Raw genomic sequence first — 25,901 nt, forward strand, 5'->3', positions numbered from 1 at the left:
TTTACTCGTCCCCCATCAGCATTTGATCAATTGTCGAACCTTGCGTCACCATCGGATATACATTCTCTTCCTTGCTGACTACAAACTCGACAACGACCGGTCCGGGTGTATCAAGCGCCTCCTGCCAAGCCCGACGTGCCTCTTCCTTATTCGTAGCACGCAGTCCTTTGACTCCGTATGCTTCGGCAAGTTTCACAAAATCCGGACTTCCCGCCAGGTCAATGTGACTATACCGATTGTTATAGATCAATTCCTGCCATTGGCGAACCATTCCAAGCACCTGGTTGTTGATAATTACGATTTTAACCGGAATGTTATTGATTGCACAGATGGCTAATTCCTGCGAACACATCTGCATACCGCCGTCCCCGTTAATCGATATTACCAATCTGTCGGGATTGGCCATCTGAGCACCGATTGCGGAAGGGAAACCAAATCCCATTGTACCGAGTCCACCAGAGGTGACCCATGAGCGTGGCTGATTGAATTTGTAATACTGCGCTGCCCACATTTGATGCTGTCCCACGTCCGTCGTTACGATTGCGCCGCCCTTGGTCGTTTCATCCAACATCTCAACAACCCATTGTGGTTTAAGCACCGTTTCAGAATCCTTATAAGAATAAGGTTTCTCATTCTTCCATTGCTGAATTTGCGCTCTCCATGCATCAGCCAGGTCCGCACGTTTCACATCTTGATTCAGCAATTCCAGCACTGCCTTCACATCACCCACGATAGGAATATCCGCTGCAACATTTTTTCCAATTTCAGCAGGATCGATATCAATGTGGACGATTTTAGCTTGAGGAGCAAACCCATCTAACTTGCCTGTTACCCGATCATCAAAGCGGGCTCCGATACAGATCAACAGATCTGACTGTTGAATCGCCTGATTGGAGGTGTATGTTCCATGCATCCCCGGCATCCCCGTCCACAGTTCATGTCCACTTGGGAAACCACCCAATCCGAGCAATGTTGTCGTAATGGGAATTTCCGTTTTACGAACAAACTCGTAAAGTGCTTCATGTCCACCGGAGTATACAACTCCTCCACCTGCCAGAATGAATGGACGTTCTGCTTCGGAAATAGCTTGGGTTAGCTTGTCTAGTTGAATTTTGTTGGGCAACACTTTCGGGTTATACCCCCGCATGGTCACAGGTTCGGTTTGTGGAACAAACAACGTCTGGGCTGCAGAAATATCCTTTGGAATATCAATCAGCACTGGTCCCTTCCGACCTGTGTTGGCAATATGAAATGCCTCATGGATGATTCGCGGCAGATCCTCTACATCTCTTACCAGATAGCTGTGCTTCGTAATCGGCATTGTAATTCCCGTGATATCGGCTTCTTGGAAAGCATCCGTACCGATCAGGGAAGATACAACGTTACCCGTGATGACCACCAACGGCACCGAATCCATAAAAGCCGTCGCAATACCAGTTACCAGGTTTGTCGCTCCAGGTCCAGAGGTCGCGATACAGACGCCCACTTTACCGCTCGCCCGTGCATAACCATCTGCCGCATGAATAGCTCCTTGTTCGTGACGAGTGAGGACATGCTTGAAATCCTTAAAGCCATACATGGCATCATAGATATAAAGCACTGCACCACCAGGATATCCGAAGACACATTCTACTCCCTCCAGCAACAGGCTACGGAGTAAAATTTCCGAACCTGTAATCACTTCAGGCTTCATCCACTTTTCACGTAATTCATTGGTTGACCTAACTTCAGGAATTTGTGCACTCATTGGTCATCCTCCTTTACAAAATTTACATACATCTGACATTTGTAAAAACAAAAAAACCTTTCATCCCTAGAACAGACTTGCTGTTACTGAGGGACGAAAGGCTGTAGCTTCCGTGGTACCACCCGTGTTTGCCCGATATTTCGCAATATCGAACCTTGGCAGGTACAGAAATCGCAAAGGATTTCCATATCTGGCGTCTGTAACGTAGACCGTACGATTTTCCCTAATAGGTGATTCAGCGCACCGCTACTATCATCGGGCCCAAATACTTTTCAGGAAAACAGCTCCAAGGTGAGCTCGTTAAAAAGGGATTTTGGTGAAGCTTGCAGCTAATGCCTCACTCTCTGAACAAAAGAGCCCTAATCACTTCGTCCTCTTCATTGCCGTTGAGTTCATGTCATTCTTTCAAATGTTTAGACACATTATATGTCTCCCATCTGGGATAGTCAATACCCATATTTCATAAAAATTTATGTTTCTTTTCTGAAGCACCTCAGAGTCGCACGCTTGTAAGAGGTACCCGCATACTATAAAAAAAGACCACACGATGAGACAGTGCACTCCTCCAAAGCCACGTCTTATCTTGTTAAAAGGGTAGAAAAGGAGGCCCGTTTATGATTCGAAAACGCAGCTCTCAAGATGACACCATCATCTTTCGTCTCATCGAGCAAGAGCTTGTCCCCCTATCGCATTTAAGTGCCCCAGAAATGGAACAAATACGCAAAGAATTACCCCGGCGCTTAAACCGGGGCATCACTTTTGTAGCTTGCAGACCGGATAATGCACAGGTTGTTGGCTTCATTCATGTTATGCTGCATGGCGAACTATTATACATTGATTTGATCGCAATCTCTTCGGCTCATCAAGGTATGCGATACGGAAAAAAACTGCTGGAGCATGCCGAACACTACGGACGACTGCGTCGCTGCAAGCGGGCTAAAGTGATGGTGGACGAAGACAATATCAGGGGGATCCACTTTTATCTGCGTCATCAATATCAAATGCTGCGATACGTAGCTCTGAGCCGATGCCACGAACTCGAAAAGTTACTGTAAAAAGTATCTTTTTCGGGCTCAAGATTTTGTATGACTAAAATAAATTAGGGTAATACGGATATCCTACCCCGGGGTATCCCCCGTCTGTATACGGGCCTGGCTGCGGACCATATCCTGGTCCTCCATAACCTGGACCGTAGCCACCATATCCCCCACCATAGGCACCAATGTATGGAGCTGTGCCGATGGCAAGCAAGTCAAACAGCACCAGAGGAATAATCGCCTTCGTGTTTACTTTTTTCTTGCGGTTTGGTTGAAGAACCAGTCGGTTACCCGAAATACGAATCAGCTTGCCGCTGACCTGGGAACCATCCTTGCGAGTAGCAAAGATGACTTTGCCCACAAGCTTCTCCACCTGCTTTCTGGTTACTGCCTGTTTCATCGTATTTCCTCCTTCTTCTCAACGGATGGACAGATTGAACGGCTCCTTGATAGCTCATCACCACCACAAAATAGACCGGAGCTGACAGGGGCCGAGCGTCCCGTCCAATCTGCATAGCACAGTCTATTCCATTCATACCAGTAGCGTATGTTTAAATGCCTGCACAATAAAAAAAATCTGGTACCTGCACATGCAGATACCAGATTTTTATACACCAGGATTTTGCAAAATTCGATTCCAGTCGCTCCGAAGTGCAAGATATAGACGAACTAAACCATTTCGATCTATATCTTGTTCATTTGAAGTCGCTTATGGGATTTTTGCAAAATCCTCACACCAATGTACATTTTTCAAAACATACACATCAGCTGTTTATAAGTTTTAACGCTTGCTTGGATCATAAAGTTGACCCAAAGCGGCCGGAGCGCGTGAACGTCCGACAGCCGCTACCAGTACAATAATCGTCAGGAGATACGGCAACATAAAAATAATTTCCTGGGGAATACTTTGCGACCATGCAAACAGCTGCACATAATTGCGAATGGCTTGTGAAAAACCAAAAAACACTGCTGCGCCAAAAGCGCCGAGCGGATTCCATTTACCAAAAATCATAGCGGCAATAGCAATATATCCCTGCCCCGAAACTGTATTGTGCGAGAACATGTTGGTTGTAGTCAGAGTGATTGTAGCTCCACCAATCCCAGCCAACGCCCCACTGATCATAACACCAATATAACGAAGACGATTTACTTTAATACCCACTGTATCGGCCGCTCCTGGATGCTCCCCAACGGAACGCAAACGTAAGCCAAACGGTGTTTTATACAAAGTAAAATAGCCAATAATAACTAATAGAATGGCTAAATATGTTGTCGGGTAGGCTTGGAAAAAGGCTTTTCCTGCAATCGGGATATCCACAAGGTAAGGGATGGATATTTCGTTAAAACCCTGAATCCGACCGGTGTCTCCATCGCCCTCAAATAAGAGCTTGACCATATACAGTGTACTACCTGCTGCCAGAAAGTTAATCACTATACCGCTTATTACCTGATCGGCTTTAAACGTAATAGAGGCTACAGCATGAATTAGCGAAACCAAAATACCGAACACCGCAGCTGACAGCACACCTACCCAAGCCGCAGAGGTGCCTCCTAGTCCAGCTTGCTCGGCATAAAATCCTCCAACCCCCGCTGCAAACGCTCCAAATACCATAAGTCCTTCCAACCCGAGGTTCGTTACACCGGATTTTTCTGAAAAAACTCCGCCGAGAGACGCAAAAATAATCGCCGTCGCAAAAACGAGCGTTGTATGGATTAATTCACCAAGTGTTAACCAACTCATTTTACAACACCTTCTCTTTCTTCCGCTTGGAGTAGAGCGGCTTCACAACCCAACGTACAATACCTTGGGCCGCAATGAAGAAAATAATCGAGCCAATGACAACCCGGATAATCTCGGGCGGTACATCTGCGCTAAAGCTCATCCCCGCAGAACCATACGTAAGCGTTCCGAACAAAACAGAACCGAGCAGCACACCGAATGGGTTATTCATCCCAATCAGAGCTACAGCGATACCGTCAAAGCCGGTTCCCGGTGATCCTGCCATGACAGATTGATAATGGAATACTCCCAGCACTTCAAAGGCGCCTGCCAATCCGGCAAAAACCCCACTAATGAACATCGCTTTTATGATATTACGATTTACATTCATACCTGCATAACGGGATGCATCCTGATTAAATCCGACAGCCCGAAGCTCATAGCCTTGCTTTGTTTTCCACATGAAAATGTAGAAAAAGACTGCCGCCAGCACAGCAATAACTGTGCCCCAATGTACCCGAGCATTCCCCATCATCTGAGACAGCCATTCGATGGAAATTGAAGCAGAAGGCTGAATATCCACAGAACGATTTTCACCATCCATAAGTGCGAACTGATTGATCACCAAATTAGCCAAATACAGGCCGATCCAGTTCATCATAATACATGTAATAACTTCATTCACGCCTCGTTTGGCCTTCAAATAGCCAGCGATCGCAGCCCATAGGCCTCCGAAAACTGCGCCTGCAATCACAGCTAGCGGTGCATGAATGATAGCTGGCAGCCCATGGAGTTTAATGCCTACAATCGAAGCAGCTGTCATACCTACCAGAAACTGACCTTCGCCGCCAATATTGAACAATCCGGCGCGGGCCGCAAAAGCAAATGCCAACCCCGTTAAAATCAGCGGAGTCATCTCACGGATAGCCTCTCCAAAGTTATAGGAATCTCCGTACACACGACTAAACAAAGCAGAGTAGGCCACAATAGGATCATACCCGCCAATCAGCATCACGACAGCACCCAGAAGGAGGCCCAAAATAATAGAGACCAGTGCCAGTACAAAGGAGTCTTTTGTGAATATTTTCAATAGGTTAGCCATTCTCTACTCCTTTCTTCACTGCACTTCCTGCCATCATCAGTCCCAGTTCCTGGTCATTCGTTTCTTCCGGCAGCACTTCCCCGACAATCTTGCCCTCATAGATGACAGCAATTCGATCGGATACATTCATAATCTCGTCCAGTTCAAAAGATATGAGCAACACAGCTTTACCTTGGTCCCGCTGGGCAATCAGTTGTTTCTGGACAAATTCAATAGCTCCGACATCCAGACCGCGTGTAGGCTGGGCGGCAATAAGAAGGTCTGGATTTTTATCAATTTCACGCGCAATGATAGCCTTCTGCTGGTTCCCACCAGATAATGCTCTTGCCTTGGTGTGAATATCCGGTGTTCTTACATCAAACTTTTCGATAAGACTTTTGGCCTGTTTCTCTATAGCATCTTTGTTCAAAAAGCCATTTTTACTGTAAGGCGCCTGGTAATACGTCTCCAGCACCATATTTTCACTCATAGAAAAATCGAGCACCAGCCCATGCTTATGACGGTCCTCTGGTATATGCGAAACGCCTGCCTCTGAAATTTTGCGTGGTGGCTGATTGGCCACCTCTTGTCCGAGCAAACGAATGCTCCCGCCATCTACCTTGCGTAAGCCTGTCAAAGCTTCGATCAGCTCACTCTGTCCATTGCCATCCACTCCGGCAATCCCCAAAATCTCGCCCGCCTTGACCTGCAGGTTCAACTCATTTAGAACATTAATGCCATCCTTGTTTTTAGAAATTACATTGTTCATTTCCAGTACCGTTTGTCCTGGTTGCGCAAGCTGCTTGTCCACTTTAAAGGACACACGACGGCCCACCATTTTCTCAGCCAGCTCATTTGGTGTTGTTTCAGACGTCTTGACCGTATCAATAACCTGACCTCGGCGAATGATCGTAACGGTATCTGCAATTTGCATGATTTCTTTAAGTTTATGAGTAATAAGAATAATTGATTTGCCTTCAGCCACCAAGCGTTTCATAATGTCCAGCAACTCAGTGATCTCCTGTGGTGTCAGTACAGCTGTAGGCTCATCGAAAATCAGAATATCTGCACCACGATAGAGCGTTTTGATAATTTCTACACGTTGCTGCATACCAACAGATATATCCTCAATTTTGGCATTCGGATTTACCTGAAGGCCGTACTGCTCAGACAACCGCTGTACTTCTGCGGCTGCCTTTTTATAATTGATTTTCAGACCCTTACGTGGCTCCGAGCCCAGGACAATATTTTCGGTAACGGTAAACGGCTGTACGAGTTTAAAATGCTGATGCACCATGCCAATCCCCAGATCAATCGCCTTATTTGGACTATCAATCTGTACGGGTTTACCTCCGATTTCAATGGTCCCTTCATCCGGCTGATACAGTCCGAAAAGAATATTCATAAGCGTAGATTTACCCGCGCCATTCTCACCCAAAAGGGCATGAATTTCTCCCTTATGCAGCTTGATGCTGATGGAGTCGTTGGCAACGATGCCGGGGAATCGTTTTGTAATTTGCTTTAACTCAACGACGGGGGTCGCTGCATCCATGAGATCACCCTTATACACTTTATAGTATGTGCTCCAATGAGCTGATTTTGCCCGTTATAATCCATATAACTCCAGACGTAAGAACAAGGCTAGTCTTATGAACCAGCCTTGTCGCTACTTCTATGTTCTTCAAGCCAAAACTTATTTCGAAGGAACTGTAATTTCGCCTTTAATAATTTTTTGCTTGTATTGTTCTACAAGATCAAGCACATCTTTAGGTACGTTTTTCGTTGATGTGTCTGCCAAGCCAATACCATTATCCTTCAGAGCCAGTGTCTCGACACCGCCCTTAAATTTACCATCAATCACTTCTTTAGATACACGTTTTACAGCTTCATCTACACGTTTTACCATCGAAGTCAATGTTACGTCGTCACCAAACTCAAGCGATTGGTCTTTATCTACGCCAATAACCCATACTTGCTGACCTTGTTGCTTACGTGCGAGTGCTTCGTTAAATACACCTGTACCAGATCCGCCAGCTGCATGGAAAATAATATCCGCACCGCTGTTATAGATCGTTGCAGCGGCTGCTTTACCCAGGTCCGGTTTATCAAATGCACCTGTATAGTTAACTTCCAATTTTGCATTTGGATTTACAGCTTTAATTCCTGCTTCGAAGCCTTTTTCAAAACGCTTGATCAGCGGGCTGTCTTGTCCACCCACAAAACCAATTTTGTTTGTTTTGGTAAGCTTACCAGCTACAACTCCCACCAAGAAGGAACCTTCATTCTCAGCAAAAACAACTGATTTTACGTTAGGCGCATCCACGACACTGTCAATGATCGCCAAATTTTTGCTTGGGTTGTCTTTCGCTACTTGTCCAATCGCATTTGCCAGATTAAAACCGATTCCCCAAGTCAGGTTAAAATCACCCTTAACAAATTGGTTCAGGTTAGGAATATAATCTTGATCGGATTTACTTTGCAGGTATTTAACTTTAGCGCCCGATTCTTTCTCAGTGGCTTGTAGGGCCTCCCAAGCAGATTGGTTAAACGATTTGTCGTTTACTCCACCCACATCTGTAACCATGCCGATTTGGACATTCGATGTTTTGGCAGAACCACCTGTGTCTCCACCGTTTGCGTTGGACGCACCTTGATTTTTGTTACCGCAGCCTGCGAGAATGACCGAGATCGCCAGCAGCATAACCAAAGACATACTGAACATTTTCTTCATGCTGATACTGTTCCCCCTTAGTGTTAGATCCCTGGACTGTCTCTTTTCTTTGAACATGTACATGCTCATGCATGTCATTTACTGACGAGACAGATCGTACAGAAGACTTACTTTAGAGATTATACAATTATGATCGGCTAAAATCTAGACAATTAATAACCTTGGGTCAATTTTTTTTAGAATCCCATCAATGTAAGCGCTACAAAGTTAAAAAAAACATACATTCTTCCATCTCACGTCATATTTATTCGTATTTTGGAGAAAACAAAGTCTTTTCCGTAACATTGAGTATGTACAAAAAAAGGCATCCCTACACAGCGTACTGCTTGGGATACCTTTTTACCACTTTCGCGGTTACACGCCTTCATTATTAATAATTAAGCGTTGATTTTGCCTTTAGCAACAGTTGCCAAAGAGTTGAATGCATTAATATCATTGACTGCAAGATCAGCCAAGATTTTGCGGTTAATGTCCACACCAGCCAATTTCAGGCCGTGCATCAATTTGCTGTAAGACAAACCGTTCAAACGAGCTGCTGCGTTGATACGCACGATCCACAGTCTGCGGAAGTTACGTTTCGTCTGACGACGGTCACGGTATGCGTAAACAAGCGATTTCATTACCTGCTCGTTAGCTGTTTTAAAAATGCGGTGTTTGGAACCAAAATAACCTTTAGCAAGCTTCAATACTTTTTTATGACGACGACGAACGACGAATCCGCCCTTTACTCTTGCCATATCAATAGACCTCCCAAATAATGTTTATACTTCATTCATTGCAGTGCTAGTGCTATTTCAGGTTAGCAAGACCTTGTTTCAGACGTTTAACGTCCCCAGGTGCCATCTCAGGGTTAGTACCCAGAACGCGTTTTGCACGTTTGGATTTGTGGGAAAGCAAATGGTTTTTGTAAGCTTTGTAACGCATTACTTTACCAGTACCGGTAATTTTGAAGCGGCCTTTAAGGCTGCTATGTGTTTTCATTTTAGGCATTGAACTTCCTCCTTAATTTGTCATTGACTCTTTGGAGCCAATATCATAATCATGCTGCGTCCTTCGAGCTTGGGTTGGCGCTCCACGGTACAAAGATCAGCAACTTCCAATTTCACACGTTCGAGAATTTTTTGACCCACATTAGCATGGGTAATTTCGCGGCCGCGGAAACGAACGGAGCATTTCACCTTGTCCCCTTCATTCAGGAACTTCACCACATTGCGAAACTTGGTTTGGTAGTCATGTTCCTCGATGTTGGAACGGAACCATACCTCTTTGATGTCAACGATCTTCTGGTTTTTACGGGCTTCCTTTTCTTTCTTCTGTTGCTCATAGCGGAATTTACCGTAATCCATAATCCGACACACGGGCGGCTTCGCTTGAGGCGCCACGTTCACGAGATCCAAGTTTGCGTCAATCGCCATTTGCAAAGCTTCACGCGTCGGTGTAATCCCGATTTGTTCCCCATTCGCACCAACTAGACGTACTTCTCTCACTCGAATCTCATCATTGATCATATGTTCCTTACTAATAACCCTCCACCTCCAGAACCTGTTATTGTTGTATTGTGTTTAAGCACAAAAAAGGGATGACGACTACACAGCCGACATCCCTGTCTGATACTCAATTCATCATGAAAGTTCAATTCACAAATCATTGGATCATGACCAGCCGGCAATACCGGGCAGGTGAGAAGTCGGACCTTCTACTTGTTAATCCATACTTTTCAATTAACATACTCAAATATCTTATCACGATGCAATCGAGGTGTCAATACTTTTATAAAAGTTGATGACACCGATCTCTAGTCCTATTTCACCGTCTAATTAACCTTGCTTGCTCTGAACCTCTTCTAGGCGAACGACACGCGTATGCTGGGTATGGCTCCATTGCTTGTTGTTCTGCGTGAAGAACGCATAGACCGTAATCGGATACCACGATATCGCATAGACCGGGAACAGCAATAAGTACAGATATACTTTTTTGAATGTGACCTTTTCCAAAATCATTGCGAGCACAAAAGTAGCAACATTCAGACCAATAGCTATAACACCGGTCCAAGCTGGTAACTGTACATAGATGTTCTCGATATTAGGTCCACCAAAGAAGGCGATATCTATCCACATAGCTACTGTCATCAAGAAGGTGAGCAGTACGATATACACGTTCAGACCATAAAGAGCCATATCGAATTTGATCAGGCTTCTATGCTTGATGCTTTGCCACAGCAACGGGAAGAAATAACGACGAGCGACCGTGAAGTGACCTTGCATCCAGCGCAGACGCTGTCTTGACGAGGCCTTGAATGTCAACGGCTTTTCATCATATACCTTGGCATCGTAATTAAATCTTGGATATACGTTGCGCTGCGTGCAGCGCATGGTGAATTCCAAATCTTCTACGAGACTTGTCGCACCCCAGCCCATTTCCTTAAGCAGATTTGTTTCAAAGCACATGCCTGTACCACCGAGGAAATTAGCCATGTTCAGATTGTGACGTGACAGCTGCCACAAACGGTTGATGTACCAATAAGATACCCCGTATGCCGCTGTAATCCAAGAATCCTCAGGATTCTTAGTATCAATGTACCCCTGGATAACACGGGCCCCTGTACACAGATCATTATTCATTTCACTCAAGAAATTGGTATGCGCCAAATTGTCAGCATCAAACATGACAATGGCATCATATTGGCGTGGCATAGCCCATAATTCCTTGAGCATCCACTCAATAGCGTAGCCTTTACCACGCAGATTCGGATTCGTACGTTCACAAGCATTCATGCCGTGAGCGCGAACGATGTCCGCAGTCTTATCTGTGCAGTTATCACAGATTACGAACACATCGTAAAGTTCCTTCGGATAATCAAGTTGCTTCAAATTTTCCATCAATGCTCCGACAACCTGTTCTTCATTGTGGGCAGCGACTAAAATGGCAAATGATTTTTCTGGAGCCGCGTGCCCTTTCCTTTTCTTGCGAACCAATCCGAACAAGGAGAATGCAAACTGATAGACTGCGATCACCGCCAGTATGACCTGGAGCGTCACAAAAATAGCGTCTAACATGATCTCTTGTTACCCCCTTTTTATACCCCTTAAAATCTTGCGTTTGTTTGTTTTCTATCTGTGTAGCGCAAGTTGCGGCGCTTTGCGCGCCTTTTCTGTAGTTTGTGACCCGACCCTTGCTTTCTTCATTGGCTGTGCGCAGCCCCCTTTTGGCTGACACAGGAACGCCATTACGATTTTCGTTGGTTTTCAATCTTTTGTCAAAGCCCTTAAACCGGTCTCAGCAGCAAAAAAACACAACAAACTCCCGTTTAAACCGGGAATGCAGCGCTGCACTTCTCATTCATGACGTTTAGGTCTTATTTTCATCCATTTGCTAACTTTTTATTTCTTTGGTCCCTCCTTTTTGTGGGCCAATTAGCAACCACTTCTAAACACTCTATCTTATTAGACGGATGAACGCAAAGAAAGTTATACAATACGGCTTATATTCCATTAACATTTTTGTGTAGAATTGAACCAAGTAAGTTATGAATCTTTAGTGATTCTTGAAATGAACAGCGTTTAAAAATATGATGAGAGCAAGAGAATAATTACTTATGGTCTGATTATGTCAAAATGACTCAAAATATTTGCCGACTGACCTGAACCGGCAACCGGAGGAAACCAAATGCAACGTCTAGTCGTAAAACTTGTAAGTCTAGAGCAGCAGTTGTTCAAATGGATCAACGGACGCTTACACAACCGTTTTTTGAACTTCTGGCTTTATTATCTCACACATTTAGGCGGGGCTACCTTTACTATAGCCTCCACACTCCTTATTTGGTGGCTCGCTCCGAACCCGTGGAAAGATTCCGGTATGAAGGGAGCCATCGCTCTCGGGGTCAGTCACATCCCCGTAGCTATCGTTAAAAAGCTGTACCCGCGGATTCGCCCGTATTTAGCGCTACCAGGTACAAATACATTCCGCAACCCCTTGTCGGACCATTCTTTTCCCTCAGGGCACACGACCGCTATTTTTTCAGCTGCCGTGCCTTTTATGCTACAGTCACCGATGCTAACACTGCTGCTGTTGCCTGTAGCGACAATTGTAGGTTTTTCTCGGATTTATCTAGGTCTCCACTACCCAACGGATGTACTTGCAGGAGCCGTGATCGGAACGTCTGCAGCAATAGGAACGGTTGCATTCTGGCCTTAAAGCCGATATGGTATGATTGAGAACATCCCAGCAGGAACAGGTGAAATGAGAGTGGCTAAAAAACGAGTGTTATTATTATCGGAAGGTTTCGGTGCCGGACATACTCAAGCTGCCTACGCGCTCTCAAGCAGTTTGCGGAAGCTTTCTCCGAATGTGCAGACAAGAGTGCTGGAGCTGGGGAGTTTTTTGAATCCAAGAATGGCCCCCCTTATTATTACAGCATACAAGAAGACTGTCGTATCGCAGCCTCGTCTAGTCGGATTGGTTTACCGTCATCAGTACAAAAAATCATTAAACCGTCTTACAACGCTCGCTTTGCACCGTCTGTTCTACACGCAGACCCGAAACATTCTCCGGCAGCTTCGTCCCGATTTGGTGGTATGTACTCATCCCATCCCAAGCGCAGTAATTTCACGTTTGAAGCGCTTAGGTTTACATGTTCCGCTTTGTACTGTTATTACAGACTACGATGCACATGGAACATGGATTAGTCCCGAGGTTGACCGGTACTTTGTATCTACGCCTGAAGTCATGCGTAAGCTGCGAGCACGCGGAGTACCCGTCTCGAAAATCCAGGTGACCGGCATTCCCGTTCATCCAAATTTTTGGGAACATCCTGGGCACGATGAAATTAGAGAACAATTTGGACTTAAACCCATCCCGACCGTACTCGTTATGGGTGGCGGCTGGGGCCTTATGAATGACGAAGTCATACATCGTTCGCTTACTCAGTGGAGAGAAAACATTCAGTTTATTTTTTGTTTGGGGCATAATGATAAAATTCGTCGTAAAATGCAATTAGATCCCAGGTTTAATCATCCAAATATTCATATCTTCGGATTTACACGGGAAATCGACAAATTAATGGAGGTATCGAATCTGCTCATCACCAAACCCGGCGGAATGACATGCACCGAGGGATTGGCCAAAGGGATTCCGATGCTGTTTCACAAACCTCTCCCTGGACAGGAGGAGGAAAATTGTCAATACTTTACGGCTCAAGGCTACGGAGAACCTATTACTTCGCTGGATGTTGTCGTTAAATGGATGAACCGACTGCTACACGATTTTCCAGAAATCGTCCGCAAGCGACAGGAGCACGTCCACAATGTGGCGCGATATTATCCTCTTCAGAGCGCACAGAGTATTTTGGATATACTGGAACCGAACAGGGTGCTTTCCTAAAAGGAAGCACCCTGTCTTATTTTATCCATTTGATCTATTTTTTATTTCCCGTACTTTTCAAGGCGTGTTTTTCCGTACTCTTCCAAAGCATCTTTGCCGATCAGCACCTCGACTCGATGAATATTCATACCCTTGCCCATGAACTTTTGTTCATATTCCGTCATGACATGCTCCTCGTTGATCCCCTCACGATGAAGGTTTAACGAAATATTCGTCATTTGTAAACCGCTATCGGCAAACGAATTCAAAGAAAACTCAAACAGTGTCTCCGAATCAGTCTTAAAATGAATTTGTCCTTTGCTGTTCAAAAGCTGACGGTACTTGTCCAAAAAACGCGGATGCGTCAAACGACGACGTGCATGCTTGGCTTTAGGCCAGGGATCACTAAAATTCAGATAAATGCGTTCAATTTCTCCTGGTTCAAAAACATTCTCGATCTGTTCAATGTTTGCCAGTGCCAATTTAATATTAGGCGGCGTATCAACCTCTGAATTACTCCAGGCCAGACGAGACTTTTCTGTTGCACGGCGAACCAGCTCATCATACATATCAAAGCCAATATAGTTAACCTCCGGATTCCGGAAGCTCATTTGACTTATAAATTGCCCTTTACCCATACCGAACTCTACATGAATGGGACGATCATTACCAAAAAGCTGTTGCCATTTCCCCTTATACTGTGCCGGCTCCAAGATGACTAGGTCCTGCTGTTCTTCCAGACTTTCCCGTATTCCTTTTCTTCCGCGTAAACGCATGTTACTCCTCCATATACTCTGTTATCAAGGAAAAAGGAATTTCACCCCCGCTTGAAGATACGGAAATGAAATTCCTTTTTCAATATATTTGGATTGGGGTCCAACTAATTTAATTGTTCATAGTCTACCCTATCAGCAGGTGAAAAATCAATTGTCTTTTGGCAAGCCGCTCTGATTTTTTGACGTGCGGTCGTTCCAATCTGACGATCCTGCCCAAAACGGACACCAGTCAATGCCAACGCCTCATCAAAGGTTAACTCAACAGTAACTTTATCCATACGCGTCTTATCCTGCGCATTCATAAAAGATCACCTCACGGGTTATTTGTGATGGAACCGACGTGCACTTACCCTAAAACAGGCGATAGAAACAGCATAGCTGCCTCCCTGAAGAATAATCATTAGCAACGGATAACTTTTATCTTCAGGATCGAAAACAGTCCTTTTATCGTATGTCTGGTACCGCTTACAATATAACACATTGTGTAACCTTTTTCAATCCGCAACGCCATAAAATACGCACATTTTATTGACTTGTTCGGTCAAATGATTCCCAATGAAGACCGATTTTTGTTACAATAGGGTGATCGTAAAAAAAGGAGTACACCCATGAAAACAGATTTATTGCCTGCTCCTCTCCTGTGGGGAGATAAACGGTTCCATACTTGGAATTACGAAATGCGTGAGCAATTTCAAAATAAAGTATTCAAAGTCATGCTGGATGCGGGTTTTACCTGTCCGAATCGCGATGGTTCCATCGCTAAAGGCGGTTGCACCTTTTGTAGCGCACGCGGATCGGGTGATTTTGCCGGGCGTCGCCGTGATGATCTGGTCACCCAGTTTAATACGATTCGGGATCGGCAGCATCTAAAATGGCCAAACGCCAAATATATTGGCTATTTCCAAGCCTATACTAATACCTATGCCCCGGTTGAGGAACTGCGAGAATATTTTGAGGTTATTCTGGAGCAGCCCGGCGTTGTCGGTCTGTCCATCGCTACACGTCCTGATTGCCTGCCTGACGATGTAGTGGATTACCTTGCCGAGCTAAACGAACGCACGTACCTGTGGGTCGAAATGGGTCTGCAAACTGTCCATGAATCGACCTCAGAGCTGATTAACCGCGCTCATGATACTCAATGCTATCTGGATGCGGTGGAAAAGCTGCGCAAGCGGAATATCCGCGTGTGCGCCCACATTATTTATGGTCTGCCCCAAGAGACGCATGAAATGATGCTTGATACAGGACGTGCAGTAGCGGCTATGGATGTGCAGGGCATCAAAATCCATCTGCTGCATCTCATGCGCAAAACGCCTATGGTCAAGCAGTATGAAGCGGGATTGCTACGCTTTCTGGAAAAGGACGAATACGTGAAGCTGATTGTTGATACGCTAGAGTTTTTACCTCCCGAAATGATCGTTCATCGGTTGACCGGAGATGCCCCGCGCGATTTGTTAGTTGGACCCATGTGGTCGCTTAAAAAATGGGAAGTGCTTAATGCCATTGATCATGAACTGAAGTCACGCGAAACGTGGCAGGGAAAATACTGGAGGCAACCTTAAATGGGGTTCCTATCCGTCCTGAGCTACGCTCATCAATTGGTGGCTACGCGGGTGCAGCCAGGCGATACTGCTATAGACGCTACCGTCGGTACAGGAGCAGATACGTTGTTTCTGGCAAAAACTGCTGGCAAACGGGGTCGTGTCTATGGCTTTGACATCCAGCAAGAAGCACTGCATTGCGCCCGTCGTCGACTGGAAGAAAACGCTTCACCTTCATTAGCAGAAGTATCGCTACTACTACAAGGGCATGAGCAAATGCGGGAGGCCGTTCCAGACATGCTGCATGGCAAAGTCGCTGCGGTCATGTTTAACCTCGGCTACTTGCCGTCCGAAGGCGCCGATCCGACTGTTATCACGCATACAGACAGCACGCTCGTCGCACTTGATGCTGCCTTACAATTACTACGACCACGTGGCATTCTGACTGCCGTACTCTATCCAGGGCACGCTGGAGGTAGTGAAGAAGCAGATGCCGTTCTTCAATGGGCTTCTGCTCTCCCGGTCTCCAGCGGTCAAAGCATTATTTATCGTCAATTACAACGAGCCGCTTCCCCTTACGTAGTAGCGGTTGAGAAGAAATAATGTCGGATTTTAAACTCAGGTTATGAGCGGCTTTTTAGCCGCCTTACATATATCATTTTATAAGCTCGTTTGGGCGCTATTCATCCCAGTTTATTGCCCCAGCGGCACGTTATTGATTTCCCTATTCTGTTAGTTCGCACTCATTACTCATTATGGAGGAGAGAAATTATGCTAAAGCCATACCCGCTGCAATTTCAACCTGAGTTCAAAGAGAGAGTTTGGGGAGGACGGGCCTTAGAACAATTTGGTCTAACCCCACCAGAAGGACATATCGGGGAAGGATGGATGATTGCCGATCATCCAAACGGAACAACAACGGTCATCAATGGTGAGCTGGCAGGCAAAGGACTGGATGAAATCCGCGAGACCTACGGGCAGGATTGGCTCGGGGCCAAGGGTGTATCTGAAAAAGGCGGACGATTCCCACTTTTGATCAAACTACTGGATTGTAATGATGACTTATCCGTTCAGGTGCATCCGACAGATGATTACGCAGGACTTCCAGCCGGAGAATTAGGAAAAACTGAAATGTGGTACGTGCTTGATGCCAAGCCAGATGCCAAGATTATTTATGGTCTGACCGAAGGTGTAACCCGCGAGAGTCTGCGTACAGCTCTTGAAAGTGGGGACATCCTCGGCAGTTTGCGCCAGGTTCCAGTCGAAGCAGGTGATACGTTCTTCATCCCCGCCGGAACCGTACATGCATTGTGTGCAGGCGTTGTCGTTGCTGAAATTCAGCAGAATTCGGATACTACCTATCGTTTATATGACTATAATCGCCCCGGACTGGACGGCAAGCCTCGTGAGTTGCATATCGAGGATTCCCTTAATGTAACCTCCTACGAAGGTGCAGGCGCAACAACGATGAAAACGGACGGCTTACAGCCTGGAAAATGGCTCCAACTGGCAGCCTGTGAGTATTTTGTTGTGGAAAAGGGTATCGTAGATGGAAGTTGGGCACTTTCTACAACGGAAGCCAGCTTCACCATTCTCGTGATTTGTGAAGGCAGTGGGACCATAACATGGAACAATAATACCGAGTCTCTTTCCTGTAAAGCTGGAGATTGCTTCCTGTTGCCCGCTAACCTGAGCGGTTACACGCTGAATGACGGAATGACCGTACTTAGATCTTATCTTCCTTAAAGCTTAAAGGATGTGATGTCTAATTATGCGGGAATACACCTTCACCATCGCTGAAAATGACGGAACAGAGCTTTTTGCCTACCGCTGGCTGCCTGATCAGAATTTGCCCATTAAGGGGATTGTACAAATTTCGCATGGTATGTGCGAGACGTCCTATCGCTACATCCGGCTGGCCGAAAAGCTTACTGCTTGCGGTTATGGTGTGTATGCCAACGATCATATTGGTCACGGGCGCACGGCTGGTGATCCTGATAAGCTGGGTATGCCAGGAGCTAATGCGTTTAATCGAATGGCAAATGGCATGCTGGAGCTAGGCGAAATTGCGGCTAAGGAATTCCCTGATCAGTCTCGTTTTTTGCTGGGTCACAGCATGGGGTCCTTTTTAACCCAGAAAATTATGTATGATGATCGGCAAACGTATCACGGGTTTATTTTATCGGGAACTAACGGACGACGTGGTCTTCTAAAACTCGGAGAGCAAGTTGCTCTACTGCAAGCCAAGCTGCAAGGCATGGATCATCGCAGCATGCTGCTCAACGCAATGGTCTTTGGCGGCTTTAATCGTGCTTTTCGTCCGGTACGTACAGCGTTTGACTGGCTGTCCCGTGATCCTGAGGAAGTAGATCAGTTCGTACATGACCCATTATGTGGAGCTATTTGCACGACTGGCTTTTTTCTGGATTTTTTCAGGCTATTGCAAGAAATCCACTGGCCTTCCTCGCTGAAACACATCAATCCCAAACTGCCAGTTTATATTTTTGCCGGGGATCGTGATCCAGTGGGTTTGTTCGGTAAAGGTGTGTTGTCACTAGTGGAGATGTATCGAAGCCTGGAGCTTCAGGACATGGAGTATCGCCTCTATCCTGATGGTCGCCATGAGATGCTTCATGAAACAAACCGCGACGAGGTGATGAGTGACATCGTGGACTGGCTCGACCGGCATGTTAACACAGGGGTAACCTCTGTTTCCGCATTGTCTGGAACCTCCGAGGCACCTGAACAATCAACCTCAGCCAAATCATCAGCCTTGTGAGGGAATAAGAAAAGAAACCTTTAAAACCACGATTAAAGTGGGATTGAAGGTTTCTTTTCTTATTCCTTTATATTTTCATTTGGGTATAGTTTAAAATCACCATGCATTCCGTTCTCTCAGGGAAGTAATATGAGCTGTGTGATGCTTGCCATGCCAGGCATAGATGCCGATGTTTCGTTCCAGGCGGATCGTCTGGCCCGATTCAGGATGAATAAATGTTCGGTGTAGCTGATCCTCTCCCAACGATCGCAACACGGTCACCCACCGTTCATGCAATCCTTCCAGCAATTGCAATGAAGGTTCAAGCGGAAGCTCCCTGGCGTCTGGTATTTCGGCCCAACGCCCCTCATCATATGGCTTGATCGTTGGTGTATCCTCCGTCAGCGCCAGCTTAAAACGGATATAGCTGTTCATATGGCTGTCTGCCACATGATGAACTACCTGCCGAATCGTCCAGCCCCCTTCGCGATAAGGCGTATTTAGCTGCTGCTCATTCAGTCCTTCGACCGCCTGACGCAGCTGTGCAGGCAATTCAGCAATGTCGTGAATCCATGCGATAAGCTGTTCTTCTGTAATGGTATCTGGAACAACAAATGATCCTATCGGATAGCGCAAATCTTTGTCCAAAACAGTTCCCGCCCTTCTCTACATCTACTGCCTGTAATATCAGTTGCCTTATGTTATAACTATGCAGGAAAAAAAGCAGACTCGCAAGAGTCTGCTTTTGTCATACCCGTAAAGAGGAGATCCACTTGCCCGATTTATTTTATCCTTCGAGTAACAATGATTCCGGATCTTCCAGCAATTCTTTGACCGTTACCAGGAAACGAACCGCCTCACTACCATCAATAATCCGGTGATCGTAGGATAACGCGATATACATCATCGGACGATTTTCCATACGTTCCTCGTCGATGGCAATCGGGCGAATTTGAATTTTATGCATTCCCAAAATACCCACTTGCGGCGTATTGAGAATTGGCGTAGACAGCAGGGAACCGAAAATACCTCCATTGGTTATAGTAAAGGTTCCTCCTTGCAAGTCGGCCAGAGAAAGCGAATTGGAGCGTGCTTTGCCAGCCAAATCTGCAATGCTCTTCTCAATTTCAGCAAAGCCAAGACGATCAGCGTCCCGCACAACTGGCACGACCAAACCTTCCTTGGCAGATACAGCGATCCCGATATCATAGTATTTTTTCAGTACGATATCATCGCCGTTAATTTCTGCATTCACTGTAGGGAAGCGCTTGAGTGCACCAACCACTGCCTTTGTAAAGAAAGACATAAAACCCAAGCCTACATCATGTTTTTCCTTAAACTTATCTTTACGGCGTTTACGCACATCGAGAATGGCGGTCATATCCACTTCATTAAAAGTGGTGAGCATGGCAGCTGTTTGCTGTGCTTCAACAAGACGCTTCGCGATCGTCGCTCTGCGACGAGACATCCGCTGGCGTTCTACAGGCTTGCTGTACTCCGTTTGAGCTGGAGACGGAGGCGCAGGCTTGCTAGTAGCGGGAGACGCAGGTACAGATGCTGCACGTGACACTTCAGCACTATTATGCGTTTTTACATCCTCCTGGAAAACGCGTCCGAGCGGGTCCTTTCCCTGTACCTGCTCAAGATCAATCCCGCGCTCACGCGCCAACTTCCGGGCGGATGGTGATGCCGTCTGGCTATTTCCGTCGCCATTCGACGAAATAGGCGGTGCAGACTTTTGTTCTGCTTTACCGCCGCCTTCTACGGAAGACGGTGAAGTCGCTACGGACGGCGCTTCAGGCGCTGGAGTCGCTGCAACTTCTCCAGCACCGGTTGAATCCGCACTCCCACTGCCGCTTCCGATCAAGCCAACAGCTTCACCGATGACCACAGTATCTCCCTCCTGACGAAGGATTTTCTGGACCACACCTGCTTCTTCCGCACTAATTTCCAGATTGACCTTATCGGTTTCCAGCTCCAGTAGAACATCTCCCTGTCCTACGGAATCCCCTTCCTTCACAAGCCATTTGGAGATTGTTCCTTCCGTGATGGATTCTCCCATTGCTGGCACTATAATATCGCTCACAGCCGCTACCTCCCCAGTGTAATATTGTTTTTGGAATCCTGCTTCAACGCCGATTGAATAATTCGCTGTTGTTCTAGGCTGTGTACTTGCTGATAACCGCTCGCCGGGCTTGAGCGATCTGGTCTGCCTGCGTAACGAATTTCCGCTCCCTGTGGCACAACATTCCGCAGACGAGGTTCAATGTAACTCCAAGCACCCATATTTTTAGGTTCTTCCTGAGCCCATACGAACTCCTTAACATGCGGGAAGCGGCCGAAAATATTCCGAATTTCTTCTTCCGGGAAAGGGTATAACTGCTCCACACGAATAATATGCAGACGCTCTTCTGCCTCATTCTTATCCTTTTCCAATGCTTCTTCGAGATCAATGGCAATCTTGCCACTGCACAGTACAATGCGCTCTACACGATCCGGACGTGCACCCAGACCAGGCTGTTCCAACACAGGACGGAATGCTCCTTCGCTGAATTCAGAAGCAGGCGAAGCGACACGATTGTTACGAATCAGGCTCTTCGGCGACATCATCACAAGCGGACGGGCTTCCTCACTTTCGCTTAATGCAGCCTGACGGCGCAGCAGATGGAAATACTGTGAGGCACTGCTCAAATTAGCGACAGTCCAGTTATTTTGTGCGGACAACTGGAGAAAACGCTCCAGACGTGCGCTCGTATGCTCCGGTCCTTGTCCTTCGCTACCATGCGGTAACAGCATCACCAGACTCGATTTCTGTCTCCATTTGGCACGGCCCGCAGAAATGAATTGGTCAAAAATAACCTGTGCACAGTTGGCAAAATCGCCGAATTGTGCTTCCCAAATCACTAACGTTTCAGGAGAATACACGTTATAGCCATATTCAAAGCCGAGGACAGATGCCTCAGACAATGGACTGTTATGAATACTGAACGAAGCACGTGCTTCCGGCAATGTATGCAACGGGCAATGTGTACGGCCTGTTTCAGGCTCATGCAGCACAAGGTTACGGTGAGCAAATGTAGCTCGCTCCGCATCCTGACCTGTCATACGAATAGGCTTGCCGTCTGCAAGAATGGTGGCCAAAGCCAGCGTCTCCGCCAAGCTCCAATCTACCTTTTCACCCTCGTTCAGAGCAGTTTTTCTACGTTGTAAAATTCGATCCAGCTTCGGATATACATGAAAAGACTGCGGCCATTTGAGTAAGTTTTCATTGATCTGGCGCAGTTTTTTCAATTCCACTGCAGTACGTACCATAGAATTCTGATTCTTTTTCGCCTTCACAGGACTCATTTCCGGCTCTTGTTCCGGTTGATTCTTCACATGCTCATGCGCTTCCTTCAGTCTGTTTTGGACCTTTTCAATGAGGCTGGCACTAAACGCTTCATCCACAATCCCCTGCTTCATCAGCTTTTGAGCATACAATTTGCTCACCGTCGGATGATTCTTCACCTTACGATATACCAGCGGTTGTGTTGTTTCCGGGTCATCAGATTCATTGTGACCATAACGACGGTAACCAATCAGATCAATCAGAAAATCCTTCTTGAAACGATTGCGGTATTCGCCAGCCATACGAGCTGCTGCAATACAAGCTTCAGGATTATCCGCATTCACATGCACAATTGGAATTTCATAGCCTTTAGCCAGATCACTGGCATAACGGGTCGAACGGGAATCGACACTTTCCGTCGTAAAACCCAGACGATTATTCACAATAATATGAACTGAACCGCCATTGCGGAAGCCGCGCAAATTCGTGAAATTAAGTGATTCTGCCACGATACCTTCACCTGGGAAAGCCGCATCACCGTGCATAATAATTGTAGCTGCCTTGCTCACATCCAGCTTCGGATAACCGGCCTCACTGCGGTCTTCCTGTGCAGCTCGTGAAAATCCTTGTACCACCGGATTCACATATTCCAAGTGACTCGGGTTATTCGCCAATGTCAGACGAGCCTGCACCGCTTCCCCATCTTTTACAAAACGATCAGCACCCAGATGATATTTCACATCGCCAGTCCAGCCGTAGTTAATTCCTGTGGAACCTTCCGACGGGATCAAATCTTTATTCGGCGAATGATGAAATTCAGAGAAAATCTTACTGTAAGGCTTGCCCAGCACATGAGCCAGTACATTCAAACGGCCGCGATGCGCCATACCCATCAGAACATGACTTGCTCCTGCATTTGTGGTTAGACGAATAATCTCGTCGAGTACAGGGACAAGCACATCATTACCCTCAATGGAAAAACGTTTCTGTCCGACGAATGTTTTATGCAAAAACTCTTCGAACTGTTCTACTTCTACCAATCTGCCCAGCAACGACTTGCGTTCCTGTGTTGTGAGTGGCTTGGAGGACCAGCCAGATTCTGCATAGCTGTTCAGCCAGCGGCGCTCCTCCTCGTTATGAATATGACTAAATTCATAGGCAATCGGACCTGTGTATGCCACACGTAACCGTTGAATGGCTTCCCATCCGTTAAGTGTTCCCGCAGGAGCGTTATCCCATATTAAAGAGGCTGGAAAAGCCTTCAAGTCTTGTTCAGTTAAACCGTAAGATGCTGGATTAAGCAAGCGTGTATCCTGCTCTGCATCCAGTTCCAGCGGATCGATTTGGGCGGCTAAATGTCCGTATTCACGGATATTCCATACCATTTTCCCCGCTGTAACCGCTTTCTGTAATGTGTTCGAATCAAGGTGCCCCAAAGCACTTGTGGGGGGGCCTTGCAATTTGTTGTCTATCATGGAAGCAGCCGAGTATTCGGATTGTGGCGGCTCACCCCATTGATCAAATAGCTCGCGGTAAGCCGGATCAACCGTTCCGGGGTCCGCTACATACTTTTCATACTGGTCCTGCACATAACCTAGATTAGGTCCATAATACGCCTGCCAAGGTACCTGTCTGCTGCTCTCTTCCATTGTCATCTCGTTCCCTCCGTCAAATTTTGAAATTCATAGCTGGACGGAAATCATTTTCATTTTTTATTAAGCCTTTAATTTAAGTTGTTCACAATATGCTCACATTATATGAAATCCTGCATCAAAAGTCGAATTTCACAGTTCTTATTCCTCTTCCATTGTATAAAGTTTTCTAGCTATGAGCATTTCCTTTTTCTCAACATATCCATGCGTAAATGAGATGAATCGGGCTATTCTGTAATCAAACACCTGGCAACTTAAATAACCAGCCGTCGGATATCAACCGACGGCTGGTTATTTAAGTTTATGTTGCTCCTCATACTACGCCAAACCATTTTGAAAACAACTTCCCAGTCCACCCCCACTATGATTATCGTGAACAGCAGAATATAAAAGGTAGAGGGTCCGATACGATGCAAATTCAAACTTAAAGTGACATTAAAGTCACTTTTCTGTACAATATTCCTACTTTTCACTATTATTTTAATTAGGCATCTAAAAACCGCTTTGAAAGCGAAAGGGATGGAACTGTGACTGGATTAAAACAAATACTCAGAAACAAGAATTATGTCAGGTTTTTTCTGGCAACCTTCGCCTCACAAATGGGAGGAATTATCGGGGTTACTGCATTCATGTTTTATTTGTTGAAACGGTTTACAAATCAGCCATACTATGCAACGCTTGCCGAGTTAATGTATTCGCTTCCGATGCTGGTAGTATTTCTCGTGGTTGGAGTGCTGGCAGATCGGATGGACCGACAAAAAATTGCTGTTAATTGTGACTGGATCAGCGCTTTTTTATCCTTATGTTTGCTTATTTTTATTTGGGTCGATTCGATTCCTTTGATATTTGCCCTCCTCTTCATCCGTAGTGCTGCCTCCAAATTTTTCTTCCCAGCCGAAAGTGCCATTATACAGGGGATATTAAGCGAAGATGATTACACCATTGCCGCAGGTCTCAATCAAATGATGGGGAGTCTTTTCATGTTATTTGGAGGAACTCTGGGGGCCGTCGTTTACTGGCACTTTGGAATTACTGGAGCCATCCTAATTGATGCAATTTCTTTTATTGTGTCTGCACTGCTTATTCGTTCTTGCAAAATTCCAAAGGAAGTACGCCTTCCGAACGGGGCACATCAATTTAAACAATTAAAATTCAAACTTGTCATGATCGATTTTAAACAAGGGTTTCTTTACATATTACGCAACAGACTACTGCTTTGGTTGGTTTCAGGCTTTTTTATGTTCGGTATTTTAAATGGTGGATTTAGCGTTTTACCGATGTTTATTCTTAAATATAAGCTAGCTCCAGGCAACTATGAGCAGTATATGGTTTGGACAGGTATTATTTTTGGAGCTGGTGTGTTGCTTGGTACCCTAATCGCATCTCTCATCTCCGCCAAGCTAAAGCTACACCAAATGATTGCAGCGGGAGTTCTGGTAGCCGGAATGGGAATGTGCACACTTGGATTTGTTAACCACCTCTATGCTTTTCTGATTATCAATTTTGTCATTGCACTGATACTTCCGTTCATTAACATTGGTATAGGAGGATGGCTTCCTCGTATTGTAGATCCTCAAATGATGGGACGTGTGCAAGGTTTAATTAATCCGTTAATGATGCTGTCCCAGTCTCTTACATTAGGTTTCATTGCTGTAAGCTTCCCTTCATTTATTTCAATTGAGCTCTTGTTTTTATTAGTTGGGGTCTGTACCGTTATTGTAGGAATATACTACACTATTGTGCTTCCCCGTTATGCTGATTACAGCACTTCTTCCAAGACCCTTCAGGAATCTTTATAGGCAAATTAAAAAAGTCAAACAGCAGACCATTTCCGCCAGCGATTGTTGAGTTGCCACTTCTGCCTCCATATCCAGTGCAGAGGTGGCTTCATCATATCTCCTCTCAAATGCTCCACAAGTACATACATTCGTTGCATACGACTAGCTCGTCACAACCCAGTAGATACATAGACCGATAGGGTATGTAATATTCAAAAAAAAATGCCCGGCAGACGCATTAGCTGCATCAGCAGGACATTTTGATAAAAATCGGAGTAGCGGGATTCGAACCCACGACCTCACCCACCCCAAGGGTGCGCGCTACCTGACTGCGCTATACCCCGATAACCCAGTGTATGTAGATCGATGCTGTTATTTACCATTATATTCTGGT

23 protein-coding genes and 1 tRNA gene are annotated in these 25,901 nt (G+C 45.8%); 8 read left to right on the plus strand and 16 right to left on the minus strand.

Annotation, left to right across the window (positions count from 1 at the left end; genetic code table 11):
• Nucleotide 1: 1 nt before the first annotated feature.
• Entirely contained in the window at nucleotides 2-1,747 is a 1,746-nt protein-coding gene (gene ilvB / locus AC5ELV_RS03910) for a biosynthetic-type acetolactate synthase large subunit (protein WP_493429190.1), read from the minus strand.
• Nucleotides 1,748-2,361: 614 nt separating this feature from the next.
• On the opposite strand from ilvB, the gene AC5ELV_RS03915 reads away from it, so the two are divergent.
• A complete protein-coding gene (locus AC5ELV_RS03915) occupies nucleotides 2,362-2,802 on the plus strand; it encodes a GNAT family N-acetyltransferase (RefSeq protein WP_493429191.1) in 441 nt (146 codons plus the stop codon).
• Nucleotides 2,803-2,836: 34 nt separating this feature from the next.
• On the opposite strand, the gene AC5ELV_RS03920 is transcribed toward AC5ELV_RS03915, so the two are convergent.
• The 9 genes from AC5ELV_RS03920 to AC5ELV_RS03960 form a co-directional block, all read right to left on the minus strand.
• Entirely contained in the window at nucleotides 2,837-3,184 is a 348-nt protein-coding gene (locus tag AC5ELV_RS03920) for a hypothetical protein (protein ID WP_023987757.1), read from the minus strand.
• A 381-nt stretch (nucleotides 3,185-3,565) separates the two neighbouring features.
• Entirely contained in the window at nucleotides 3,566-4,525 is a 960-nt protein-coding gene (locus AC5ELV_RS03925) for an ABC transporter permease (RefSeq protein ID WP_010349245.1), read from the minus strand.
• A 1-nt stretch (nucleotide 4,526) separates the two neighbouring features.
• Entirely contained in the window at nucleotides 4,527-5,606 is a 1,080-nt protein-coding gene (locus AC5ELV_RS03930) for an ABC transporter permease (RefSeq protein WP_272640221.1), read from the minus strand.
• Nucleotides 5,599-7,137 (minus strand): ABC transporter ATP-binding protein, encoded by a 1,539-nt coding sequence (locus tag AC5ELV_RS03935; RefSeq protein ID WP_023987756.1) that lies wholly within the window; start codon nucleotides 7,135-7,137, stop codon nucleotides 5,599-5,601. The genes AC5ELV_RS03930 and AC5ELV_RS03935 overlap by 8 nt, the downstream gene beginning before the upstream one ends.
• A 141-nt stretch (nucleotides 7,138-7,278) precedes the next feature.
• A complete protein-coding gene (locus AC5ELV_RS03940; protein ID WP_023987755.1) occupies nucleotides 7,279-8,316 on the minus strand; it encodes a BMP family lipoprotein in 1,038 nt (345 codons plus the stop codon).
• Between the two features lie 377 nt (nucleotides 8,317-8,693).
• Complete coding sequence (rplT, locus tag AC5ELV_RS03945) at nucleotides 8,694-9,053, minus strand: 50S ribosomal protein L20 (protein WP_007429517.1); 360 nt, start codon at nucleotides 9,051-9,053, stop codon at nucleotides 8,694-8,696.
• A 52-nt stretch (nucleotides 9,054-9,105) separates the two neighbouring features.
• Nucleotides 9,106-9,306 carry a 50S ribosomal protein L35 gene (gene rpmI / locus AC5ELV_RS03950; RefSeq protein ID WP_013309379.1) on the minus strand — a complete coding sequence of 67 codons (201 nt, stop codon included), beginning with the start codon at nucleotides 9,304-9,306 and terminating at the stop codon, nucleotides 9,106-9,108.
• 20 nt (nucleotides 9,307-9,326) lie between these two features.
• Nucleotides 9,327-9,824, minus strand: a complete 498-nt coding sequence (infC, locus tag AC5ELV_RS03955; protein ID WP_013309378.1) for a translation initiation factor IF-3 — start codon at nucleotides 9,822-9,824, stop codon at nucleotides 9,327-9,329.
• Nucleotides 9,825-10,133: 309 nt separating this feature from the next.
• On the minus strand, nucleotides 10,134-11,372 hold the full coding sequence (locus tag AC5ELV_RS03960; protein WP_203055899.1) for a glycosyltransferase family 2 protein: 1,239 nt from the start codon (nucleotides 11,370-11,372) through the stop codon (nucleotides 10,134-10,136).
• Nucleotides 11,373-11,982: 610 nt separating this feature from the next.
• Here AC5ELV_RS03960 and AC5ELV_RS03965 point away from each other — a divergent pair.
• Nucleotides 11,983-12,510, plus strand: a complete 528-nt coding sequence (locus AC5ELV_RS03965) for a phosphatase PAP2 family protein (protein ID WP_203055900.1) — start codon at nucleotides 11,983-11,985, stop codon at nucleotides 12,508-12,510.
• A 51-nt stretch (nucleotides 12,511-12,561) separates the two neighbouring features.
• Complete coding sequence (locus tag AC5ELV_RS03970; RefSeq protein WP_029516468.1) at nucleotides 12,562-13,695, plus strand: MGDG synthase family glycosyltransferase; 1,134 nt, start codon at nucleotides 12,562-12,564, stop codon at nucleotides 13,693-13,695.
• A 41-nt stretch (nucleotides 13,696-13,736) separates the two neighbouring features.
• On the opposite strand, the gene trmB is transcribed toward AC5ELV_RS03970, so the two are convergent.
• Together trmB and AC5ELV_RS03980 are read right to left on the minus strand one after the other, a co-directional pair.
• On the minus strand, nucleotides 13,737-14,450 hold the full coding sequence (trmB, locus tag AC5ELV_RS03975) for a tRNA (guanosine(46)-N7)-methyltransferase TrmB (protein ID WP_013309374.1): 714 nt from the start codon (nucleotides 14,448-14,450) through the stop codon (nucleotides 13,737-13,739).
• Between the two features lie 104 nt (nucleotides 14,451-14,554).
• Complete coding sequence (locus AC5ELV_RS03980) at nucleotides 14,555-14,752, minus strand: hypothetical protein (RefSeq protein ID WP_203055902.1); 198 nt, start codon at nucleotides 14,750-14,752, stop codon at nucleotides 14,555-14,557.
• Nucleotides 14,753-15,058: 306 nt separating this feature from the next.
• On the opposite strand from AC5ELV_RS03980, the gene mnmL reads away from it, so the two are divergent.
• The 4 genes from mnmL (at nucleotide 15,059) to AC5ELV_RS04000 (ending at nucleotide 18,770) form a co-directional block, all read left to right on the plus strand.
• Nucleotides 15,059-16,012 carry a tRNA modification radical SAM protein MnmL/YtqA gene (gene mnmL, locus AC5ELV_RS03985; RefSeq protein ID WP_068940000.1) on the plus strand — a complete coding sequence of 318 codons (954 nt, stop codon included), beginning with the start codon at nucleotides 15,059-15,061 and terminating at the stop codon, nucleotides 16,010-16,012.
• On the plus strand, nucleotides 16,013-16,594 hold the full coding sequence (gene mnmM, locus AC5ELV_RS03990) for a tRNA 5-(aminomethyl)-2-thiouridylate-methyltransferase MnmM (RefSeq protein WP_493429192.1): 582 nt from the start codon (nucleotides 16,013-16,015) through the stop codon (nucleotides 16,592-16,594).
• 168 nt (nucleotides 16,595-16,762) lie between these two features.
• Entirely contained in the window at nucleotides 16,763-17,737 is a 975-nt protein-coding gene (locus AC5ELV_RS03995) for a type I phosphomannose isomerase catalytic subunit (protein ID WP_493429193.1), read from the plus strand.
• Nucleotides 17,738-17,762: 25 nt separating this feature from the next.
• On the plus strand, nucleotides 17,763-18,770 hold the full coding sequence (locus tag AC5ELV_RS04000; protein ID WP_493429194.1) for an alpha/beta fold hydrolase: 1,008 nt from the start codon (nucleotides 17,763-17,765) through the stop codon (nucleotides 18,768-18,770).
• Nucleotides 18,771-18,866: 96 nt separating this feature from the next.
• Here the strand turns inward: AC5ELV_RS04000 and AC5ELV_RS04005 are convergent, their stop codons facing one another.
• From AC5ELV_RS04005 to AC5ELV_RS04015, 3 genes are all read right to left on the minus strand, one after another.
• Nucleotides 18,867-19,397 (minus strand): YfiT family bacillithiol transferase, encoded by a 531-nt coding sequence (locus AC5ELV_RS04005; RefSeq protein ID WP_165176181.1) that lies wholly within the window; start codon nucleotides 19,395-19,397, stop codon nucleotides 18,867-18,869.
• A 139-nt stretch (nucleotides 19,398-19,536) separates the two neighbouring features.
• Nucleotides 19,537-20,835: a 2-oxoglutarate dehydrogenase complex dihydrolipoyllysine-residue succinyltransferase gene (gene odhB / locus AC5ELV_RS04010; RefSeq protein WP_493429195.1), complete on the minus strand. Its 1,299-nt coding sequence runs from the start codon at nucleotides 20,833-20,835 to the stop codon at nucleotides 19,537-19,539.
• Nucleotides 20,836-20,840: 5 nt separating this feature from the next.
• A complete protein-coding gene (locus AC5ELV_RS04015) occupies nucleotides 20,841-23,732 on the minus strand; it encodes a 2-oxoglutarate dehydrogenase E1 component (protein ID WP_493429196.1) in 2,892 nt (963 codons plus the stop codon).
• 524 nt (nucleotides 23,733-24,256) lie between these two features.
• Between AC5ELV_RS04015 and AC5ELV_RS04020 the strand changes: the two genes are divergently transcribed.
• Entirely contained in the window at nucleotides 24,257-25,528 is a 1,272-nt protein-coding gene (locus AC5ELV_RS04020; protein ID WP_493429197.1) for an MFS transporter, read from the plus strand.
• A gap of 249 nt (nucleotides 25,529-25,777) precedes the next feature.
• On the opposite strand, the gene AC5ELV_RS04025 is transcribed toward AC5ELV_RS04020, so the two are convergent.
• Nucleotides 25,778-25,851 (minus strand) — tRNA-Pro (locus AC5ELV_RS04025).
• Between the last annotated feature and the right edge of the window lie 50 nt (nucleotides 25,852-25,901).

This window comes from Paenibacillus sp. NMA1017 (assembly GCF_058895805.1).

Excerpts from the sequence above, each read along its gene's own strand:
- mnmL (WP_068940000.1), top strand. The coding sequence starts at position 15,059 with ATGAAAACAGATTTATTGCCTGCTCCTCTCCTGTGGGGAGATAAACGG.
- rplT (WP_007429517.1), bottom strand. The coding sequence starts at position 9,053 with ATGGCAAGAGTAAAGGGCGGATTCGTCGTTCGTCGTCGTCATAAAAAA.
- rpmI (WP_013309379.1), bottom strand. The coding sequence starts at position 9,306 with ATGCCTAAAATGAAAACACATAGCAGCCTTAAAGGCCGCTTCAAAATT.
- AC5ELV_RS03915 (WP_493429191.1), top strand. The coding sequence starts at position 2,362 with ATGATTCGAAAACGCAGCTCTCAAGATGACACCATCATCTTTCGTCTC.
- AC5ELV_RS03920 (WP_023987757.1), bottom strand. The coding sequence starts at position 3,184 with ATGAAACAGGCAGTAACCAGAAAGCAGGTGGAGAAGCTTGTGGGCAAA.
- AC5ELV_RS03965 (WP_203055900.1), top strand. The coding sequence starts at position 11,983 with ATGCAACGTCTAGTCGTAAAACTTGTAAGTCTAGAGCAGCAGTTGTTC.
- AC5ELV_RS03960 (WP_203055899.1), bottom strand. The coding sequence starts at position 11,372 with ATGTTAGACGCTATTTTTGTGACGCTCCAGGTCATACTGGCGGTGATC.
- AC5ELV_RS03940 (WP_023987755.1), bottom strand. The coding sequence starts at position 8,316 with ATGAAGAAAATGTTCAGTATGTCTTTGGTTATGCTGCTGGCGATCTCG.
- trmB (WP_013309374.1), bottom strand. The coding sequence starts at position 14,450 with ATGCGTTTACGCGGAAGAAAAGGAATACGGGAAAGTCTGGAAGAACAG.
- AC5ELV_RS03935 (WP_023987756.1), bottom strand. The coding sequence starts at position 7,137 with ATGGATGCAGCGACCCCCGTCGTTGAGTTAAAGCAAATTACAAAACGA.
- AC5ELV_RS03930 (WP_272640221.1), bottom strand. The coding sequence starts at position 5,606 with ATGGCTAACCTATTGAAAATATTCACAAAAGACTCCTTTGTACTGGCA.
- infC (WP_013309378.1), bottom strand. The coding sequence starts at position 9,824 with ATGATCAATGATGAGATTCGAGTGAGAGAAGTACGTCTAGTTGGTGCG.
- AC5ELV_RS03980 (WP_203055902.1), bottom strand. The coding sequence starts at position 14,752 with ATGAATGCGCAGGATAAGACGCGTATGGATAAAGTTACTGTTGAGTTA.
- ilvB (WP_493429190.1), bottom strand. The coding sequence starts at position 1,747 with ATGAGTGCACAAATTCCTGAAGTTAGGTCAACCAATGAATTACGTGAA.
- AC5ELV_RS04000 (WP_493429194.1), top strand. The coding sequence starts at position 17,763 with ATGCGGGAATACACCTTCACCATCGCTGAAAATGACGGAACAGAGCTT.
- AC5ELV_RS03925 (WP_010349245.1), bottom strand. The coding sequence starts at position 4,525 with ATGAGTTGGTTAACACTTGGTGAATTAATCCATACAACGCTCGTTTTT.
- AC5ELV_RS03995 (WP_493429193.1), top strand. The coding sequence starts at position 16,763 with ATGCTAAAGCCATACCCGCTGCAATTTCAACCTGAGTTCAAAGAGAGA.
- mnmM (WP_493429192.1), top strand. The coding sequence starts at position 16,013 with ATGGGGTTCCTATCCGTCCTGAGCTACGCTCATCAATTGGTGGCTACG.
- AC5ELV_RS04015 (WP_493429196.1), bottom strand. The coding sequence starts at position 23,732 with ATGACAATGGAAGAGAGCAGCAGACAGGTACCTTGGCAGGCGTATTAT.